The organism is Tatumella sp. JGM130, assembly GCF_018257525.1.
GTDB classification, from domain to species: Bacteria; Pseudomonadota; Gammaproteobacteria; order Enterobacterales; family Enterobacteriaceae; genus Tatumella; species Tatumella punctata.
In genome coordinates this window covers 175,182-195,554 of sequence record NZ_JAERJS010000002.1, presented here as the reverse complement: position 1 = coordinate 195,554, position 20,373 = coordinate 175,182, and the positions used below count along the sequence as shown (strand labels likewise).

Sequence of the window (20,373 nt, the reverse complement as noted above, 5' to 3'; positions counted from 1 at the left end):
GGAGCTGGCCGATCCGGCGCGGGAGATGAGCAGGAAAGCGATGCGGGAAAAATTCCGGGAGGAAGTTGAGAAAAGCGCGGCCTGCAGCAATCCCGATGAGGTTGAGCGTAACCGGCAGTTCATTGCCCTTCAGAACATGCTTCCGGTTACGCTGCACCGGACACAGGCAGAAGAAACCGGGAGGAATGCCCTGCTCCGCTTTACGGCAGTAACGGAGGAAGAAGTTGAATATTCTATCTAAAATCGCCGTGTTTTTGCCTGCTTTCGTGTTGCTATCAGGGTGTGATGGGCGTACGGATCAAACGCTGTTACCACCGGATAATGCGCAGCGGGTAACGGTGTCCGTCAGGGTACCTGAGGGTATTACGCTGCTGCCGATGCAGATGCTTTACCGCTCCGAACGATGTAAGAGCAAAGACTATAATTCGAGTAATAAAGCCTATGAAATTCGGGGGTTTAACGGTTTTAAACAGGCGTTCAGACCACAGGGTAGCGGCGATATCCTGCAGCAGAATATCGCCGTTGACGGCGGCGGCCCATGCCAGTGGCAGCTTAATTCTCTGCGCGTCAGTTTTAAGATTTCTGACAGCAACCCCCTGGTGACGGGTAAAAAGGTTATTGAAACCAGCTATATCTTTGATTTTGATGATTACGGGCTCAGTGACGGATATGGAACAGGAAGGGCAAAAGAAGTCAGTGGAGACCTTGATTTAAAAACAGATTTTTTCCCGATGACATATATCAGTCATATGTTTAACGAGACAATTATTGAAATGTTCGGGGGGAATACGGATTATGAACAATCGAGCAGGCGTTACAGGCTTCGGAATACTAAAAATATAGTGATAGAGCCAATGTTTCATGCGGAAAAAAACGTGTCACTTGAGGCGGATAAGCAACGAGGAGTCGGGATGGTTATAACCTACCCTGATGGAAATGAAGAGCATGTCCGCCAGGTTAACCCTGATTATCAAAGATTATTGTCGTTGTTGAAATAAACAATCAAATTTATCATATTCAGTATTATGTCCTCAGGTATCGGATTACGGGCTGTAGCTCCCCGTTTTATACGTATCCCGTAATACCGGATCTTTGAGCATCATCATTTTCTGTGCCTGATATGCCACGCATTTTTCATGAATATATTTAAATTGCGTTAGTTATCCGCCGTGGTTATCCCTGCTATCGCTATCTGCTCCGCGGATATTATGTTGGAATGGTAAAAATGTGATATTGAACAGCTTGTCCTGTGTGAAATCTGCAGGGTCAGACCCCTGCTTTTCTCTCAGGATTCACGTAGCGCACCCTCCCCCGGATTGCCGGTAATCTGTACAGTATGGCTCCGTTTCTCACTGAAATACCGTTTTGCGATACGGCTTATGTCTCTCACTTAAAGAAATCGCTGTGCGGTTGAGCGTACAAGCATCATAACTATTACCCGGGAGTCATCTGCAGGTATAATTCGCAATTTGAAGTTAATGGCGGCCGGGGTCTGATCGCTAATCACAATAAAGAGAACCGCCTGTGGCGTTTCTCTTTACAGGAGTTTTAATGAGAGCAATAAAGAAAATATGCTTTTTGCTGGCACTGGTGTTACCGGTTGCAGCACAGAGTAAAGTGCTGACGGACAGTTTACAGCGACAGGTGACTGTTCCTGACAATCCGCAGCGGATTGTTATTGGCGAAAGCCGGATGATTTATACCCTGGCCCTGGTTGAGGACGGTAACCCGGTCAGGCGTGTCGTCGGCTGGCCGGCAGACTTAAGTCGTCTGGATAGTCAGACCCTGGACAGATACATTAAAGCGTATCCGGAAATTGCCGGTATTCCATTAATTGGTAATTCTAACTTTTCTCAGTTAAATCCGGAGAGGATTATCAGTCTGCGACCGGATCTGGTGATCCTGCCGGTATATGCTAAAACCCCGCCAGAGACTGATTCCTTTGTAAACAAATTATCCGCGGCCCATATTCCGGTGTTGTTTCTTGATTTTCGGGTGGACCTGTTAGGCAATACAGTAAACAGTCTGAGAACTCTGGGACAGGCGCTGAATGATCAGGCAAAAACTGAACGTTTTATTGCTTTTTATCAGCAACATATGCAATTAATCCGTGATCGTCTCTCCGGCTGGCATGGCGCTAAGCCGCGGGTGTTTTTACAATTAAATCTCGGGAAAAAAAATGTATGCTGCACGACCGTATCCCACGGTAATCTGGCCGACCTTATTGCTTTCGCCGGCGGTGATAATATTGCGGCAGGCCGGTTTTCTTCCGTCTTTGGCCAGCTAAGCCCGGAGACGTTATTAGTAGATAATCCTGATATATATATCGCCACCGGATCAGCCGGGCCGGAAAAGGCCGGCCAGCTGCAACTGGGGCCGCAGGTTTCTGCCCTCCAGGCTAAAGCCTCATTTGCGTCAGTGCTGGCCAGTGACAGCACTGCCAGATTATTACCGGCAGTCACAAATCACCATGCTTCTGCCCTCTGGCAAAATTTTTATATGAGTCCCTGGCATTTACTTGCTGTTGAATTTTTCGCTAAAAAATTTCATCCGCAATTATTTGCTGATCTCTCACCGGAACAAACCCTGCATCAGATGAACCAGCAATTTCTGTCATTACCTGAAACGGGAACCTATTGGATTAATAACTGAATCTTAACCGGTCAGCATCGGCAGCCTTTGGCGACGGATGCCGACCAGTTAAAGTCTTTTACTTCACTGGCCGCGAGTGACTGTGGTTTTTTCTTTCGGCCAGGTTTTTTTTGTGCCTTTTCAGCAGCTGCTTTTTCTTTGCTGACTTTCTGTGACATGATTTGTTGTCTGGCTTCAGCAGTAAACTCTTTTTCTTTTTTTACATCTGGCAGCCTGCCCGTGCGTTGCCGGTATTTTTCGATTAACTGGTGATAAAGTATCTGTATTGCTTGCCGATCCTCAGTATCGAACTGGTCGATGGAAATCATTTTTTTATCAGCCATAACCAAAAACCTCTTCTGAAGATGATAATTCAGCATAACATGGCTCCGTTTGGGAAACGGAAAATATTGTATACTGAGGCTGTTTTTCAACTATTCTCCCGATTCAAGCGCAGCTCTCAATCAATCACTATTCCCGGTACTATGACGGGTATTTTTCATGTCGATAGCACCTTCTTCCATGCCGGGTAATCTCCCCGAAAATGGGCTTGCGAAGGTGCGGAATACCATTTATACGGACATCAGATATGCTTCCGGTCACCCGTTGATAACGATAAGGTTGCCGGAAATAATGATTAATTTCTGTTGCTGATGTTTTGCACCTGTTTATTAAAAGACATAATTGTATGTTGTAACTAACGTGTGTATAAAAAAACCGGTAACACTAAATTACCGGTTTTGACTGAGTGATCAGGCGTTAAATAACTCCGCACCACACTGCTGTACGCTGTTAAGCAGCACGTTTACATCCGCTAAATTAACCACCGGATTTAACAATGTTAGTTTCAGACAGGTAATACCATCGGCTTCAGTCACACCGACATTGGCACTCCCTGATGCCAGCAATGTATCGCCAATATGCTGATTCAGTAACCCTATAGCCGCATCGACGGTGCGATTTTGCGGAACATAACGGAATAACACACTGGCCAGCTGTGGCTCCATCACCAGTTGCAGATTTGGCTGCGTCTTAATATAGGCCGCAACCTGCTGTGCCAGAGACACCCCGTTATCGATAATTTCTGCATACTTCTTCTGGCCCAGCGCTTCCAGACCCATCCATAATTTCAGGGCATCAAAACGTCTGGTGGTTTGCAGTGATTTAGAGACCAGGTTTGGAACCCCCTGCTCTTCATCAAAATCGGAGTTCAGATAAGCCGCCTGATAGCGCATCAATTCATAATGGCGGGCATCTTTTAACAGGAACGCGCCACAACTGATTGTCTGGAAAAACTGCTTATGGAAGTCGAGAGTCACTGAGTCAGCCGCCTGCAGCCCCTGCAGGTAATGACGATACTTTTCAGAGAGCAGTAATGCCCCGCCCCAGGCTGCATCCACATGAACCCAGATATCCTGTTCTGCTGCCAGCGCCGTGATTTCAGTTAACGGATCGATAGCACCGGCATCGGTGGTTCCGGCGGTTGCAACTATCGCCAGTACCTGCTCACCGTCAGCCTTCGCCTGTGCCAGTTTCTGTTGCAGATCATTGATATCCATCCGCGAGAAGGCATCGGTTTTTACCAGAGTTACTGACCGGTAGCCCAGCCCCATCAGCGCCATATTTTTCTGTACCGAAAAGTGGGCGTGCTCGGAACAAAACACTTTAATTTTGTTCAGGTCGCCTGTCAGTCCTTGCTGTTGTACAGAATGTCCCTGGCGGGCAAAAAAGGCATCACGGGCCAGCATTAACCCCATCAGGTTACTCTGAGTACCGCCACTGGTGAACACTCCGGCATCACCGGCCGGAAACCCGACCCGTTCACGCAACCATTCAATCAGTCTGACTTCAATAATAGTCGCGGACGGGCTTTGATCCCAGGAATCCATACTCTGGTTCGTGGCGTTAATCAGGACTTCTGCCGCCTGGCTGATCACCAGACTCGGACAATGCAAATGTGCCACACACTGCGGATGATGAACCGACAGACTGTCCTTCAGGAAAAACTCGACGGCACGTTCAATGGCAGCCTGGTTACCCAGTCCCTGAGCCGTGAACTCAAGATTAATGCGCTCGCGTAATTGCCCGGCGGTTTTCCCCTGATACATTTCAGGCTGCTGTAACCACTGCACGACGGCCTGTGAACTCTGTTCGATAGCCGCCTGATAGGCAGCGATGCTTTCGGCCGATCCGCAAAGGATCGGATTAATATCTGACATATTATGACTCCGCTTAGGCTGGCTGAACGCCGGCATTCAGCAATGCACGCTCAAATTTTTCCAGGAAAATGTCCAGCTCATCGTTAGTGATCAGCAGCGACGGCAGCAGACGTAATACGCAACCATGGCGGCCACCGCGTTCCAGAATCAGCCCTTCTTCAAAGCAGGTTTTCTGCAGCAGGCCTGCCAGCTCACCATCTGCCGGGTAGCAGCCCATAGCGTCCTGAGGCAGCTGAGGGTTAACGATTTCAATACCAATCATCAGTCCCGGGCCACGAACCTGCCCAATCACCGGATAACGTTTCTGCAACTCCTGTAACCTGCCCGTCAGCCATTCTCCCTGAGCAGCCACTTTCGCGGCAATATTCTCTTCTTTCAGGATTTTCAGGGTTGTCAGACCGGTGGCCATCGCCATCTGGTTACCGCGGAACGTCCCTGTGTGGTGGCCGGGTGACCAGACATCAATATCTTTCTTAATGCCCAGCACCGCCAGAGGCAGGCTTCCGCCGACCGCTTTAGACATCACGATAATATCCGGCTCAATTCCCGCATGTTCGAAGGCAAACAGTTTACCGGTCCGGGCAAAACCAGCCTGCACTTCATCAATAATCAGCACAATGCCATGTTCACGGGTAACTTTACGGATACGCTGCAGCCACTCAACCGGCGCAGGGTTAACACCACCTTCACCCTGCACTGCTTCCAGAATTACCGCCGCAGGTTTGCGGACACCACTTTCAACATCGTTGATCAGGTTTTCGAAGTAATAACCCAGCGCTTGCGTACCGGCTTCACCGCCGATACCCAGCGGGCAACGGTACTGGTTCGGATAAGGCATAAACTGTACTTCCGGCATCAGGCCGTCGACAGCTTCTTTAGGTGACAGGTTGCCGGTCACTGATAATGCGCCATGGGTCATACCATGGTAACCACCGGAGAAACTGATGATTCCGCTACGGCCGGTCGCTTTTTTGGCCAGCTTAAGAGCAGCTTCTACTGCATCAGCCCCGGAAGGACCGGTAAACTGCAGGCAATATTCTTTACCTTCACCCGGCAACAGCGACAGCAGATAGGCTGAGAATTCGTCTTTTAACGGTGTGGTCAGATCAAGCGTATGTAACGGTAAGCCGCTGGAAATAACACTTTGGATGCTGTGAAGCACTTCCGGATGATTGTGGCCCAGTGCCAGTGTTCCGGCCCCGGCAAGGCAGTCAAGATACTGTTTATTGTCTGCATCGGTGATCCATACGCCCTGCGCTTTGGTGATCGCCAGCGGCAGTTTACGTGGATAACTCCTGACATTCGATTCGAATCCGGCTTGTCTGGACAGAAGGCTTTCATTGCTTTGTGGTAATGAATTAGCACTCAAAGTATTAATACGGACTTTATCCGTCATCATATCACTCCTACAACCCGGACCACGCACTGGCCGGATTGAAAATAGTTAAAAAAAAGGATGTATATAAAGCGCGGCTAATATAGTTTTTTTTACCCGCCGGCTCAATAGTTAATTTGTGCGAAAAATCAGGAGATATCCTTAAGAATCAACAATAAAAGACAGGTTAATCCGGGAAAGGAGTGCTGGCTGCATTATAATTAATCAGCCGGTGTGCTGATGCCTGATTATCATGCAGAAAATCAGGCAGATAAATGTACCTGCCCGCATCAGGAACGGGGATGGGTGATAAGAATATCGATATTAAGGTTGTTTATATACTCTGCTGACCGGGACATAAATGCGCCCATAATGGAGTTCTACGCCGGAAATTTCGGCGGTTCCGGCGTAGAACTCCTAACAAAATTTGTTTAATGTGAGTCTAAAGCCATGAAATTTATTCGAAGTAAGGATTTCGAAAGTAACAAGCCATGGGGGTCTTTACCTATTGCCATGTTTGACCAAACTAGCGTGAAATTACACTGGACTGATAGTCCTTACAAATGGCATATCAACGATGGGCAAGAGGTTTTTGCTGTTATGGACGGAGTTGTTGATATGCACTACAAAATCGGGAATGAAATTAAGGTAAAAACACTTCATGTTGGTGATATTTTTTATGCTAGTGAAGGAACTGAACATGTCGCACACCCTCAAGTTGCTAGTAGGGTTTTAGTAATCGAACAGCAAGGTTCGGTCTAAAGTCCCATCGAGGGAAAGCCAGGCTTATGGCTTGGGAATTCGGGTAAGGGTGTTATTTAATCTGTTCCGACCTTTCACGAGATACCCCGAGCCGGCATTGTCTCTCCTCAGTTGTGTCAGAGGAGGTATCCACCTCCTCTGATTTCCTTCGTTATCAGGCACAACAACGATCGTTCCATGAGTCACGATAGATAATATTTCCTTGCGTATACTTCCAGGTAATCGCTTCATAACGCAATTCGAGCGTTTCAAGGTGAGTACTACTCATACCGTTAGGTGACAGGTATGGTGCAACTGTAGTGAACTTAACGTTTTCCAGAATGATATTGAAATACTCAGCCTCAATGCCCGATTCCAGAATACGGTACATCTTGATTGTCGCTTTCTTCATGGTCCGGCCTTCGCAGACAGCGCGATACAGAAGTGGCGTTGTCTGATCAAATTCTTTCACTATTGTGACAGGGCGGTGAACGCGCGTACCTGTAAGTTTTCCCCGGCTCGGGTCAACCGGAATAGTGACACCGTGAGAGAATGATTTTAACTCGATAGACCCCAGCCGAAGTGGCATCATGCAACTACCGACTACCGGAGAGCCGCTCTCATCTTCAAGCCATAAATGTGCGGGTGTAGACATATTATTTCCTTATAAATAAATTTACGTTAATGCCGGCGTTTGATCTTTACAATTTCACATATAGATAAAACAACCATCACAAAAACAAAAAATAAAGGGATGAGCCAGATCGGGCTGTCCGGGAATAAAAAACCCTGAACCAAAGCGAAAATTATTGTCAGCACTGCCGGGCCATAATACGAAATTAATGACCTGAATACCCGCCTGAAAAATCTTTTAATAAGATTCATCATGACTTACCGAATCATCCTGGTGATGATATCTGCAATACCATCATCCGATGCCGATTGTGCTTTAAATGCCTCAGCCCTCTCAAACAATGGTTCTATCAGGAAGTACATCATTTCCAGTTCTTGAGCATATAACGCTGAGTAGTACGCTGGATAAGTAATATGAAGACTATGCGCACTATCTGCCGCTTTCTGCACAACGCCATATACGCTAATAACCCCCGCAACACTTCCCGCTCTTCGCCCTGCTATTGCACTGAGTTCGAGACTTAGATTCATGCCTGCAGCAACAAATGATGCTGTTGCTAAAGCAAACCCCGCACTTGTGAGTGAACTTGCGGCAATATGGATATTAACAGCCATAAGCATTTTTTTGATATGCTCAAGCTGCTCTGAAGTTTTATATTTAAATATTTCCTCGAAATATATTTTTAGCATGTCATATGCAACATCACCATTTCGAAGAAGATAAACAACACCGTTTTTAAATCGAATATCTTCAGACTTTTGTTTCTGGCAGACATCCTGATATTCATCAGTAAAGCAGGATGTATAATACAGCACACGCGTTGCACCTGCACCGATTGTATCAATCTGATTTGATACGGCTTTTCCTACCCCCGCTAATGCGTGGTCGAGTTTTAACGCAAGAATTTTATTAGCCTGCAAATAACTTATAACTTCATTTCTGTAGTACATAACTGCTCCTTGCTTATTTCATTAGATCCAATTTTCCATTATTTCCCACGGGAAAGCGTCCGATAGACCGTGGGACGGGAGACGGAGAATAATTCAGCCAGATCGCTGATAGAGTACTCGCCGCTTCCGTGCATCCTGCAAAGCTCTTTCTGCTGTTTATTTGACAGCTTCGGCTGCTTCCCCCGCAGTTTTCCTTTCGCCCGTGCAATGGCCATCCCTTCGCGCGTGCGAAGACGTATCAGATCGCCTTCAAACCCGGCAAACGTCGCCAGCACATTAAAGAACATCTTACCCATCGGATCTGTTGCCCAGAGCAAGCTTCACGCCACGGGTCTGAAGGGCATCAGCAATTTCTCTTGCATTCGGAACTTACCATTTACGATCTACGTAACCTGAAGCCTGAGCAGTCCCGCCTTTACCTTCTGTGTTATGCCTGTATCCGCTATCGCCAGTTCAGCGGCAACCTGGTGGATGCGATGTTTTTCCATATGAAGCCGCTTGAGGATGAGAGCCGCAGCAGGGCTAAACCGCTTATGGCAGACGTGCAGGAAAAACACCGGCGTGAAACGTCTAAAATTGGACGTCTGCTTTCGCTTTAAGCAGATTGGGTTACTGTGATAAAAATGACGCTGACCCCTGGTATAACAGAGCCGGCTATCGCCAGCGTACAGGTGACCAATGCACAGGAAAGTCATTACTGCCAGCACCGAGTGAATAACGCTCAGTTATTATCCGGCTATAATTCGCGACAAAAGGTGTATATATAAACTTAATAACATAAGGCAAGTAACGGCATAAGCGTTGTTTCTTTATATCCCTGCCTTCGGTTAAATCAGCAGCGGATATCGTCAGACTTCGAAGATTTCCACCCGCCCGCCAATCAGATGGTACATCCCGCCAATAATCTTAATTTTTCCTTCCTGCTCCATGGAATTCAGTACCGGGCTATTTTTACGGATATTACCGATAGTCAGTTCTGTATTTTTCCGGGAAACTGCATCAACAAAATCATAATTACTTCCTTTTCGTTCTCCCTGATAGACGGTCTGGCTAATCGCGGGTTTAATTTCGTTTAACAAGCCAGTCAGATTACCCAGTTCGGCATTATCTATCGCACCGCGGACAGCCCCGCAGCGGGTATGACCTAATACAAACACAACTTTTGCCCCTGCAATAGCACAGGAATATTCCATACTGCCCAGAATATCACGGTTACTGATATTACCTGCCACCCGGGAATTAAATACTTCACCGATCCCTGTATCCAGTACAATTTCAGCCGGGGCGCGCGAATCAATACAACTCAGTATCACTGCAGCAGGATATTGTCCTGATGATGTTCTGCGTTTTTGCGCCAGGTAATCATGCTCCATCGGCTTATTCTGACGGAATCTGATATTACCCTGTCTGAAATGTTCAATAATCTCATCAGGGGTCATTTTATCACGCTCTTCCTTACTCAGGATATCGCTGAACGCCATTGCCGGCAACGGAATAGCCGCTGCGCCTGTGACTGATATCAGTGACAAGGCAAAGGTTTTTTTCAATACGTCACGGCGCGATGACTGCAACGGGTGATTATCTTTCATGTACATCTCCTGAAGGTGGATTGGAAAAATTAATACAAACAACATAGTTAATTAACAACAGACAAAAAAATGAATAACAGAATATAAACTTATAAGCACACAGAGTATTTACCGACTGACAGAGATAAACGGAGTGGAGTTTATTTACATAAAAATAAACTATTTACATAAAAACGTTTATCGGAGTCTTACTGGTGTAAAAATTAATAGTTTAATTATACGAATTAAAAAGCATAATGCTGAAATCGCCTGTTTATAATTCGCGAAATGCTATCACAGGGTTGTTTTTTTCGTCCATGTACAAAAATTAACCATTCGTTTTTTTCCGGACGGGAAATATATCCGCGCTATTATTTCCCACCCGATATAATATGCCACCGCCACAGAAGGGCTCCGCCCCTTCAGATTCAGTAAGCCAATAACGCCATAAACCGGGAACCGGGAACCGGGCTTATGGCAACCCCGTCATGGATGATATCGCCGGTCTGTTCCAGCGGCTCAGCAGCATGGCCGACCCAATTCCGCCGGCTGCCGCTATTGCACATACCCCCTGTTGCTGCCGGTGACGGCGGAGTTCATGGAATAAACGACACAGCAGAATAGTCCCTGAGGCACCGATCGGGTGGCCCCTGGCAAGCGCGCCGCCGCCCAGATTTACATTCGCGGCAGTCAGCCCGCTTTCCCGGATACATACTATCGCCTGTGCCGCATAGGCCTCCATCATCTCTGTCACACAGAGACGCGGATCAAACTGCGGATAACGCTCAAATAAGCGGCGGATCACCGTAACCGGCGCGGCTCCGGGTAAACGGCTGTCAGCACCGGCAGTCTGATATCCGTTGCAGGTCAGGGCAAAGGCTGGCTGAAGTCTTGCTGCCACCTGCTCTGACACCACAACACAAAGCGCAGCGCCATCTGCTTCAACGGCGGTGGAAACCAGACTGACCGATCCTGCCAGTAACGGTGCCCGCTGCGCCAGACGTGGCGAAAGGGCCCTGCTGTATACGTCAGACGTTACACCGGCAACCGGCACAATCTCACGCCCTAACTCACTGGCCGCCAGCAGTGCCTTACGATGACTTTCCAGCGCATAATTATCCTGCTCACGACGGGTGATATGATACTTATCGGCCAGGGCGCTGGCCGCTTCGGTCATATCCGGATCGGTGTCGGCCTGCGGGGTAAATGCTGGCCGGGTATAAAATTCGGCGGGCCGCTGGTCCGGGAATGTTCTGGCCCGTAGTGGCCGCCGGGAATAACTTTCTGCACCACCAGCCATCACAATATCAGCCATCCCCGAGTCCACCAGCGAGCAGGCCAGGGCGACCGCATCCAGCCCTCCGGCACACTGGGTATCAATACTGATCCCGGACACCTGATCCAGCCCCGCCGCCAGCGCTGTCACCCGCGCCGGATTGCCCCCGGCACCGAGGGAGTTTGCCAGAATAAGCTGCGAAACCTCACCGCGGGCGATCCCTGCCTGGGTTAATAAGGCCTCAGCCACAGGTGCCGCCAGCTGATGTGGCTGTAACTGGTTAAATGCACCGCCGCGCGGAACGACTGCGGTACGTAATGCTGCAATAATAACACTCACGTATTCAGCGATGCCTCCAGACGTTGCAGATCAGGTTTACCGCCACTCAGTAACGGAAAGTCAGCGATAAAATGAAACCAGCGGGGTACCCTTTCTTTGCCCAGCTGCTGACTGATATCGGCGCGTAGTTGTTTTTCCAGCAACGGATCCGCCTGACCCTGAATAAACGCATGCAGGACATGCCCGCGCAGAGGGTCAGCGCAGGCAATAACCGCCACAGCCCCCTGCTCCAGTCGCTGGCTGATAATCGCTTCTGCGGCTTCCGGGAAAACATTCTGATCGGCGATGGTCACCATTCGGCTGCGCCGGCCAGCGAGCCATAAATAGCCTTGTTCATCCAGCCAGCCCAGTTCGCCGACGGTGATAAAATCGCCGTCAATACGGGTTTCAGCACTGCCTCCTGCGGCGTAACCATCGAACAGGTAAGGACTGCTTACCCAGACTTCACCGGCACCGTCCCGCGGATGCCGGATATCAATACGGACTCCGGGATAAGCTTTGCCCACTGAACCTTCGGGGGTCTGATCATCCGCCAGAGTGATAAAACTGGTCTCTGAAGCACCGTAAAACTCATGGATTTGCGCAGAAGGAAAACATTCCATTGCCCGCTGACGGGTTTTCGTATCCAGCTTACCGCCGCCACACAGGATCAACCGGACATCAGGTAATCGCTGTCCGCTACTGGTCAGTAAACGCAACTGGGTCGGCGTAATATAAAGAATCGTTACCGCAAACTCTGCCAGTAAAGCAATCTGATTACGTGGCCGCATGCCTCCGGTAACATGCAGAGGGATCCCCAGGTGTAACGACTCACAGACACCATACAGTGACAGTGAATGGTTTAATCCGCCAAATACCGCACTGCGATCATGATGATTAAGTGCGAATAGCTGCTGATTGATATCAAAAGTACGTTGCCAGGATAAACGATGACGACGAATAACTTTCGGCGCGCCACTACTGCCACAGGTAGTACATTCAATATGATCGTTATCGGCCACCGTTTCGATCCACGGTGCCTGACTGACTGCACGAAAACTTTTTCCCCGGCCGTAACGTTCAGTCAGCAGGCGTAATGCCTCCGCCTGCTCTCCCCGAGCCGTCGCAAGAGGCCGTCCGTGGTAAGAAATCGCCGGTTGTGACTGACTCATTGCCCTTGCTCTCCTTGATTAAAGCCATGTAATACAGAAAACTCATCCAGTGCCGCCCTGTCGGTACGGAACTGATTCACCGCAGCCAGGGGGTCCGGCCGCCCCAGCGCAATGCCACACACCACCAGCTGATCGTCAGGAAGATCCAGTAGCTGATGCAGACCGCGTCCGTAATTTGCCAGCGCCCCGATACCGCAACAGCCGTAGCCAAGATGACCGGCGGTCAGAAACAGATTCATCAGCGCCATACCGAGGTCCATATAACAGCCTGCCCCCATATCCCGCTGAATTGTCACAACCATACCAACCGGTGCATCGAAGAAGCGATAGTTAGCAGCAAATTGACCTTTTCGTCCGGCAATATCACGCTTTTCGATACCCAGCGCCCGATACAGTGCATAACCGGCCGCCCGTTGCCGTTGTTTCAGTACCGCAGACATCGGCCGGGGAAAATAACTGTAAAGCTCCTCTTCGGGCGGCGTTGTCTCAGCAATTTTCGATAAGCGGCGGGTTAGCGTCTGCAGGGGTTGTCCGGTAAATACATGGAAAGACCCTGGTTGCAGGTTTGCGCCGCTCGGGGCGCTGCGGGCCGCGGTAAGCATAGTCTGTATATCCGTCAGGGGAACGGCATCGGTTAAAAAAGCACGGCAGGAATGGCGATCAGCCAGAAAATCCGGCAGCGGGTGTTCTGAAGTCTGCATTAAGGGGACAACCTGAAGTAGCAATACAATATCTGCTGGCAGGATACCGGACACTTGCACTGTAGTGAAGAGTCTCTTTATAATCGTAAACTTTATTTTCAACTACAGGTTTACAAGTCTGTGTGGTATCTCGCGATCGTTACCTTTCTCTGGGGCTCTTCTTTTAGCCTGACCGGCCATTTTCTGGCGGGCCAGGTTGACAGTTACTTTGCCGTATTTATCCGTACCCTTGCAGGTACCCTTATTTTTCTGCCGTTTATGGTGTGGCGGAACCTGCCGTCACGGCTTATTGCCGGTCTCTGGGCCGCAGGTGCGCTGCAATTTGGTATCACCTATGCCCTGTCCTATCAAAGCTACACTCTGCTGACCGTGCCGGAAATGCTGTTATTTACCACCCAGACACCGTTATATATCAGCCTGATCAATAATGCCCTGGAACGGCGTTTTAATCCATGGACGCTGCTGGCGGCAATGTTTGCCGTTTCCGGCGGAATAGTGATCCACTATCATCCCCTGACAGGACACTTCTGGAAAGGCTTCTGGCTTTTACAGTTGGCTAACCTGACGTTTGCCGCCGGGCAGGTGTTGTGCCGCCGGCTGTTACTGAAATATAAACCGGATGTCGCCCTGCCACGACTATTTGGTCATTTCTTCCTTGGCGCTATCTGTATTACCGGTCCCCTGTACTATTTTTTCGGGCAGCAGGGACATTTACCCCAGTCCGGGGCCCAATGGTCAGTGCTTATTTATCTGAGTGTGGTTGCTACCGCGCTGGGCAGTTACTGGCTGGCAAAAGGCAGCACTCTGGTTTCAGTGGCTACCCTGTCGGTTTTCAACGAATTGCATGTGCCCGTCGGGCTGATTATTAATATGCTGCTGTGGGGTAACGATGTTCCCCTGCTGAGACTGTTTGCCGGTTGCTGCCTGATCGCTGTCGCCATCGGGATCAATTACAGCCGTCCTTCCCGCCCCTTATCACCCTCGCGGGCCGGGGAATCGGCTTCATCATCCTCCCTGTGACCTCCTCACAAATAAATCAGGCCCCGTCGCGGGGCCTGTCATCATACCTGAAACAATGAACAATTAACCGTGTTGCAGGTCGCGCTTAATACTGTCACAGGCACGCAGTGACAAAGCAACCATACTCAGGGTTGAGTTCACAGTACCCGCTGCCGCCATAACCCCGCCGGAAGCGATATACAGGTTCTGGTGATCGTGGGTACGCATCCAGCCATCCACCACCGAGTCTTTCGGATCATGACCGCCGATGGTGCCCCCCATAATATGGTTATTCGGGTTAAAGTAAGGGGTCATTTCAATCTCGGTCGCGCCAAACAACCTGGCGATAGTCATCAGGTGCTCGCGGGAAGAAACCGCAGCCTTACGGACATAATCACCCACATCATAGGTCACATGCGGATAAGGAATGCCCAGCTTATCTTTATATTCTGTACTCAGGGTCAGACGGTTATCCGGGTTCGCCAGAATGTCATGGTTAACATAGATATCCATTCCACATGCCGCACGACGACGAATTTCCTCATCCAGTTTTTTACCCACCAGCCCCATCTGCAGTGCTTTAACACCGGCTTTATGGTTTTGTGAGGTATTGTTCATGCCGATCTGAATTGCCGATTGTTCACGACGGAAGTCTCCGTCACGGAAGTTGGTGATAGAACTCATCTGCACCGATCCACCCCCTGTCCAGACCGGTTCTGCCGCCTGGAAGCTCATCAGGATCCCCGGGTGGTCCATCATATTACGGCCGACCATATCGGAACTGTTAGCAATACCTTTCGGGTTACGATCGTTAGCCGCCATCAGCAGCAGCTTCGGCGTTTCAATCCCGTTCCCTGCCAGCACAAACGTACGTGCGGTCACACGGTGTGAATTTTTATCCGGGTCGTAGTAATACAGCGCGGTAATATTATTATTCTCGTCCGTATCGAATTTATAGACCACCGCATTTGGCAGTACTTTGGCTCCGGCTTTTTCCGCTTTAATAATACTGTGAATACCGTTATACATCGCCCCGATCGGACAAATAGGCATACAGTTGTTATTACCACAACATTGCGGACGACCATCATAAGGCCGGCTGTTACGGCCCTGAGGCACCGGTGTATTATCATAGCCTGCCGTGGCAACCACTTTGGTAAACAGACGGTCAGCCGGGCCATAAGGCATAGGTTCCATCGGGAATGGTTTTTTACGCGGTGCAACATATTTCAGGGAAGTATCGTTCGGCCCATTAACCCCGATCAGGACTTCCGCACGGTAGTAATAATCTTCCAGCTCATCGTAAGTCACTACCCAGTCACGGCCAACACCATAGGTTGAATACAGTTGTAAGTCATGAGGCAGAAAACGCCAGCAGGAGGCTGCCCAGTGCCAGGTGGTGCCACCGACCCCTTTAATCATTCCCTGACGGAAAGCGCTCGCATCCGGGCCGGTCACCTGAGGATAATTATTATAGGGGTTCAGCTGCGGATGAACCGCCCAGGGCTCTGCAGGGTAAGGTGTCGCATAATCAGATTCGGCTTTATTCACCGGCGGCATATTACGCCAGTTCTCAACCACTTCACCCCTTTCCCAGCGCGGACCAGCATCCAGCACTAATACGGATAACCCGGCTTCCGCCAGTTCTTTTGCTACAGTACCACCACAGATGCCGCCACCAACCACTACCACATCTGCGCTATATTGTTCAGACATAACCACCTCTAAATACTACAAATTCAATAAGTCCCGGTATCTCAGCGACGTTTACGTGAAACCCGTACAATAATTAAAACAATAATCAGCAGCAGAATAATTCCGCCTGCCACCGAGCCGGCAGCCGCGTATTTCGCCAGGAAAGGCTGAGCTCCCCCTTCACGCAAGGTTTTCACCTGATCCGCGGTAACCGAAAGCTGTGGGTTGCCAAACTGTTTAAAGATATAATTACTGAGTTTCGCAACCTGCTGATCATTTAATGACTGAACATCAGATCCTGGTCCGAAAGCCGGCATCAGCACTTGCTTACCTTTCACTTCACGCTGTACACCGAACAGAATGGCCGAAACCAGGTTGTTCGGTGTATTCCCCCCGGTCGCGGTATTATTGAATAACGACGGATAGAAATGATCTTCGGTACCGGCACCGGAAGACTGGTGACAGCTGGCACAGGTGGTATCGTAAAGTGCCTCTCCGCTCATATCCTCAGGCAGCGCTGATCCCATCGGCTGGGTGCCACGTACCGCAGAGTCCGGATTGGCACCCGCCGATGTCCCGAAATCACCGGTAGGTTTCGCCTGATGAGGCTGGCTGACCGCCGGCAGACTTTGCAGATAGGTCACAATGGCCCCGATATCTTTATCATCAAGATATTGCAGGCTGTTGGTAATCGCTTCGGCCATCGGTCCGGCGGCCTGGGCTTTGCCGGTCACATGACCGGTTTTCAGGTAAGTCATTAACTGATCACGCTGCCAGCTGCCCAGGCCGCTGAGACGATCTGATGTCAGGTTAGGTGCATACCAGCTGCCTAACGCGGCACCGCTATACTCAGCATTCCCGGTTTCGGTACCCATCATGATATTACGCGGCGTATGACACTCACCGCAGTGCTCAAGGTTAGCTACCAGATATTTACCGCGGTTCCAGTCAGCACTCTGTGACGGATCATCACGATAAGGTTTCTGGTTCAGGAACAACAGGTTCCAGCCCCACATCGCCTGACGGATATTAAACGGGAAACCGAGGTTAGTTGGCCGGTTTGCCTGCTCCACCGGCTGTACCGCGTGGGTAAAGTAGTAATACAGGGCATGGACATCTTTATCTGTCAGCCCGGCATAAGAGGTATAAGGCATCGCCGGGTACAGATGGCTGCCATCGGCACGGATACCGTGACGTACCGCCTGTTCGAACTGTGCTTCTGTATAATTACCAATCCCGTACTGCTTCGACGGCGTGATATTGGTCGAATAAATGACGCCCATCGGGGAGTGAATAGCATAACCACCGGCAAAGGTTTTCTTCGTCTCTGGATCAGTATGACAAGCCGCACAGTCAGCGGCTATCGCCAGGTAATGCCCTTGCTTAAGTAAGGCATCGGCGCTGTTATCTACCGCGGGCTGACTGACAGGAACCTGCTCCGCGGCAAATGCCGGCAGTGCCCCTAATGCGCTGACCCCGAGACAGACACTCAGCAGCGTTCGGCGAAAACCGGCTGCTTTTTTTGCATGTATCGCTTTCTGATATTTCACATTAACTCCGGAAAAATTTCTGCTATCAGACCTTTGTTACGGGTAACAACAGCAGACAATAAAAAGCCACAGTCGGACGGTATACCGCGACCGTGAAGTTTGTTGTGTTCTGTTTAAAAGGTCAGCAGACGATCGACCGGAGGCGGATCGGCAGTCCAGTAATCGGGACCATTATGTGCGTAGGTAGGAATCACCATCCCGTCTCTTGGCACCTGATACATCAGGGCATTCTGGTAGCCGTAAACTTTTGCATGGTGACTGTCATCAGTCACTCCCAGATACCAGCCTTTAATCACTGACATCATCAGGTCATGTAGCGGTTGCCCCTGTAACTGACTCTGCAGGGCTTCGACATCTGCGGGCTGTTTATCGGCTATCCATTGGTTCAGTGCCGCCAGCTGAGTTGTGAACTGCGGATTTTTATCTGCAAAGGCAACATACAAACGCTCACCCATAGTCAGATCAAGACTGTGGTGTCCGGTCAGAAAACGTGATGTTTTCATAAACTGGTTCAGGGTCCGGGTATCCGGGGCTGCCGGTGCAGGTGCAGGTGCTGCGGTTGCGCTGTTACTGAGTGTTGCGCCGGCCACTGCCGAACCTATGGCAAACGTCGCCACCAGCCCGCTGGTCTGGCCAAGCAACCGGCGACGACTCAGGCCTTGCTCGCTCAGCTGCTGCCGTTGATCAGGCTTATTGTTGTTATTCATAAATTTCCTTGATACGTATTAGACACATCTGTCCGCGATGACAGTACTCACGCCCTGTGATTCTATCTCTCAGCAGCAGAATAAATCTCAAAAAGTAACCATAAATTTACACTTTCATAAATTAAATTACAGTTTAAGTTAACAGTATTTTGTGAATGTGAATTGGTGGTTGCAATAAAGGAAATCGAAAAGCCCTGGAGATTAATTTAACTTGTTATTTTAAAAGGAATTAATAATTAATGGCTTTTCGGAATGTTAAAATCAGTTCACATAGTCGCCGGTCATGGCTGTCCGTTAACAGAGTAAGGCAATTATTGTTAAACCGGGATGACGAAGAGGTCTCTGATAATATCGATTACAAAGGCTAATGATTCTTATTAACAGTTATAATACCAGGGATAATCACCGTTTTTGCATTTTTTTTAAACAAAAATGACCGGAATACGGGGTACTGTATATATATACAGTTTCTCCCATTCCGGTCAGTTGCGGGGAGCTTTTCGCCGGTTTTACCGCCAGCCCAGCGCCGGAGCCACCTCCCTGAGGAGGGTATCCATGAGATGCACACAGTAATCAACGCCCAGCTGATTCGGTATGGTCAGCAGTAAAGTATCGGCCAGCGCAACCGCTTCATCAGCCGCCAGTTGTTCGATCAGTTTGTCAGGCTCTGCGGCATAGCTGCGACCAAAGATAGCGCGGGTGTGTTCATCCAGATAGCCAATCTGATCTCCGCCCTGAGCCATCCCGCCAAAAAAATCCCGGTCCTGCTGGCTGGTAATAGCAAAGATACTGCGGCTGACCGAAACCCGCGGACTACGGGTATGACCAGCTTGCGCCCAGGCCTGATGGTAGGTCCGAATTTGCTCTGCCTGCTGAACGTGGAACGGTTCTCCTGTTTCATCATCTTTAAGGGTCGAACTCTGCAAGTTCATCCCCTGCTCCGCGGCCCAGCGCGCTGTGCCGTTAGAACCGGAACCCCACCAGATTCGCTCACGCAATCCTTCGGAAAACGGTTCCGGCCGCAACAGTCCCGGAGGATTGGGAAACATCGGCCGCGGATTTGGTCTGGCAAATCCCTCACCACCTAAGACATCAAGAAAAGTGCCGGTATGACGACGCCCCATATCAGCGTCCGATTCCCCCTGCTGCGGGCGATAACCAAAGTAACTCCAGCCATCAATAACCTGTTCACCGGATCCCCTGCTGATCCCCAGCTGTAACCGGCCCCCGCTAATCAAATCTGTCGCCGCTGCCTGTTCGGCCATATACAGCGGGTTTTCATAACGCATATCGATAACTTCGGTACCAATTTCTATTTTACGGGTCCGGGCACCGATAGCGGCCAGTAACGGAAAAGGGGCGCTCAGTTGTCTGGCAAAATGGTGAACCCTGAAATATGCACCATCTACCCCCGCCTCTTCAGCCGCCACGGCCAGTTCAATCGACTGAGTCAGGGCATCTGCGGCACTGACTGTGGCCGAGCGGGAAGAAGGCGTCCAGTGGCCGAAGGATAAAAAACCAATTTTTTTCATGATATACCGCCTGAGAATAGTATGCTGTTTACCCGTCCATGGCCCGCTAGCCACGACAGTTGTTTGCCACCAGCATAGTCATTTATCCCGTCAGATAAACGACAACCGCACAATCAGACACTAGCCGCGTACCTGACCCGCAAAAACATAAAATCTATCTGATTGAATTTATTAAAAATAAACAAACAGGAAGCATAAAAGTAGCGTGGCAGGCAAAAAGTCTGTGATTACAGAGAACTTTATCGACAAAAAGTCGATAAATAAAAATTTTCAGCTAGTTGCCATTTCAATGGCAGGGATATACT

At 49.6% G+C, this 20,373-nt stretch carries 17 protein-coding genes and 3 pseudogenes; 6 read left to right on the top strand and 14 right to left on the bottom strand.

The annotated features are described in order from the left end of the window. The 3 genes and pseudogenes from JK211_RS01885 to JK211_RS01875 all read left to right on the top strand — a co-directional run. Window positions 1-241 (top strand): annotated as a pseudogene (locus tag JK211_RS01885) (lipase family protein); the annotation flags it as partial. Then, on the top strand, window positions 225-998 hold the full coding sequence (locus tag JK211_RS16870; RefSeq protein ID WP_249213253.1) for a hypothetical protein: 774 nt from the start codon (window positions 225-227) through the stop codon (window positions 996-998). The pseudogene JK211_RS01885 and the gene JK211_RS16870, both read left to right, overlap by 17 nt. Before the next feature lie 562 nt (window positions 999-1,560). Further along, window positions 1,561-2,652, top strand: a complete 1,092-nt coding sequence (locus JK211_RS01875; RefSeq protein WP_371734567.1) for an ABC transporter substrate-binding protein — start codon at window positions 1,561-1,563, stop codon at window positions 2,650-2,652. 11 nt (window positions 2,653-2,663) lie between these two features. Here JK211_RS01875 and JK211_RS01870 read toward each other — a convergent pair whose 3' ends face one another. The 3 genes from JK211_RS01870 to JK211_RS01860 form a co-directional block, all read right to left on the bottom strand. Beyond that, complete coding sequence (locus tag JK211_RS01870) at window positions 2,664-2,975, bottom strand: hypothetical protein (RefSeq protein ID WP_212706979.1); 312 nt, start codon at window positions 2,973-2,975, stop codon at window positions 2,664-2,666. A gap of 408 nt (window positions 2,976-3,383) precedes the next feature. Next, window positions 3,384-4,850, bottom strand: a complete 1,467-nt coding sequence (locus JK211_RS01865; protein ID WP_212706965.1) for an aspartate aminotransferase family protein — start codon at window positions 4,848-4,850, stop codon at window positions 3,384-3,386. Between the two features lie 13 nt (window positions 4,851-4,863). Then, window positions 4,864-6,249: a diaminobutyrate--2-oxoglutarate transaminase gene (locus JK211_RS01860; protein ID WP_212706964.1), complete on the bottom strand. Its 1,386-nt coding sequence runs from the start codon at window positions 6,247-6,249 to the stop codon at window positions 4,864-4,866. 426 nt (window positions 6,250-6,675) lie between these two features. Between JK211_RS01860 and JK211_RS01855 the strand changes: the two genes are divergently transcribed. Then, window positions 6,676-6,987 carry a cupin gene (locus tag JK211_RS01855; protein ID WP_212706963.1) on the top strand — a complete coding sequence of 104 codons (312 nt, stop codon included), beginning with the start codon at window positions 6,676-6,678 and terminating at the stop codon, window positions 6,985-6,987. Window positions 6,988-7,141: 154 nt separating this feature from the next. Here the strand turns inward: JK211_RS01855 and JK211_RS01850 are convergent, their stop codons facing one another. The 3 genes and pseudogenes from JK211_RS01850 to JK211_RS01840 all read right to left on the bottom strand — a co-directional run. Continuing rightward, entirely contained in the window at window positions 7,142-7,621 is a 480-nt protein-coding gene (locus tag JK211_RS01850) for a type VI secretion system tube protein TssD (RefSeq protein WP_212706962.1), read from the bottom strand. 236 nt (window positions 7,622-7,857) lie between these two features. Continuing rightward, a complete protein-coding gene (locus JK211_RS01845; protein WP_212706961.1) occupies window positions 7,858-8,550 on the bottom strand; it encodes a hypothetical protein in 693 nt (230 codons plus the stop codon). A 38-nt stretch (window positions 8,551-8,588) separates the two neighbouring features. After that, a pseudogene (locus JK211_RS01840) lies at window positions 8,589-8,919 on the bottom strand (helix-turn-helix domain-containing protein); the annotation flags it as partial. 2 nt (window positions 8,920-8,921) lie between these two features. Between JK211_RS01840 and JK211_RS01835 the strand changes: the two are divergent. Next, window positions 8,922-9,146: pseudogene (locus tag JK211_RS01835) on the top strand (hypothetical protein); the annotation flags it as partial. Between the two features lie 252 nt (window positions 9,147-9,398). Here JK211_RS01835 and JK211_RS01830 read toward each other — a convergent pair. The 4 genes from JK211_RS01830 to JK211_RS01815 form a co-directional block, all read right to left on the bottom strand. Beyond that, a complete protein-coding gene (locus JK211_RS01830) occupies window positions 9,399-10,139 on the bottom strand; it encodes a carbonic anhydrase (protein ID WP_212706960.1) in 741 nt (246 codons plus the stop codon). A 451-nt stretch (window positions 10,140-10,590) separates the two neighbouring features. Then, window positions 10,591-11,733 (bottom strand): thiolase family protein, encoded by a 1,143-nt coding sequence (locus JK211_RS01825; protein ID WP_212706959.1) that lies wholly within the window; start codon window positions 11,731-11,733, stop codon window positions 10,591-10,593. Beyond that, window positions 11,730-12,884 carry an AMP-binding protein gene (locus JK211_RS01820; RefSeq protein WP_212706958.1) on the bottom strand — a complete coding sequence of 385 codons (1,155 nt, stop codon included), beginning with the start codon at window positions 12,882-12,884 and terminating at the stop codon, window positions 11,730-11,732. The genes JK211_RS01825 and JK211_RS01820 overlap by 4 nt, the downstream gene beginning before the upstream one ends. Further along, entirely contained in the window at window positions 12,881-13,585 is a 705-nt protein-coding gene (locus tag JK211_RS01815) for a nitroreductase (protein ID WP_212706957.1), read from the bottom strand. The genes JK211_RS01820 and JK211_RS01815 overlap by 4 nt, the downstream gene beginning before the upstream one ends. A gap of 120 nt (window positions 13,586-13,705) precedes the next feature. Between JK211_RS01815 and JK211_RS01810 the strand changes: the two genes are divergently transcribed. Then, complete coding sequence (locus tag JK211_RS01810; RefSeq protein WP_212706956.1) at window positions 13,706-14,605, top strand: EamA family transporter; 900 nt, start codon at window positions 13,706-13,708, stop codon at window positions 14,603-14,605. Between the two features lie 63 nt (window positions 14,606-14,668). Here the strand turns inward: JK211_RS01810 and JK211_RS01805 are convergent, their stop codons facing one another. From JK211_RS01805 to JK211_RS01790, 4 genes are all read right to left on the bottom strand, one after another. Continuing rightward, window positions 14,669-16,300 (bottom strand): GMC family oxidoreductase, encoded by a 1,632-nt coding sequence (locus JK211_RS01805; RefSeq protein ID WP_212706955.1) that lies wholly within the window; start codon window positions 16,298-16,300, stop codon window positions 14,669-14,671. 41 nt (window positions 16,301-16,341) lie between these two features. Further along, complete coding sequence (locus JK211_RS01800; protein WP_349290183.1) at window positions 16,342-17,829, bottom strand: cytochrome c; 1,488 nt, start codon at window positions 17,827-17,829, stop codon at window positions 16,342-16,344. Between the two features lie 113 nt (window positions 17,830-17,942). Then, window positions 17,943-18,536, bottom strand: coding sequence for a sorbitol dehydrogenase family protein (locus tag JK211_RS01795; protein ID WP_212706954.1), 594 nt, complete (start codon window positions 18,534-18,536; stop codon window positions 17,943-17,945). 509 nt (window positions 18,537-19,045) lie between these two features. Then, window positions 19,046-20,068: an LLM class flavin-dependent oxidoreductase gene (locus JK211_RS01790; protein ID WP_212706953.1), complete on the bottom strand. Its 1,023-nt coding sequence runs from the start codon at window positions 20,066-20,068 to the stop codon at window positions 19,046-19,048. Window positions 20,069-20,373: the final 305 nt, after the last annotated feature.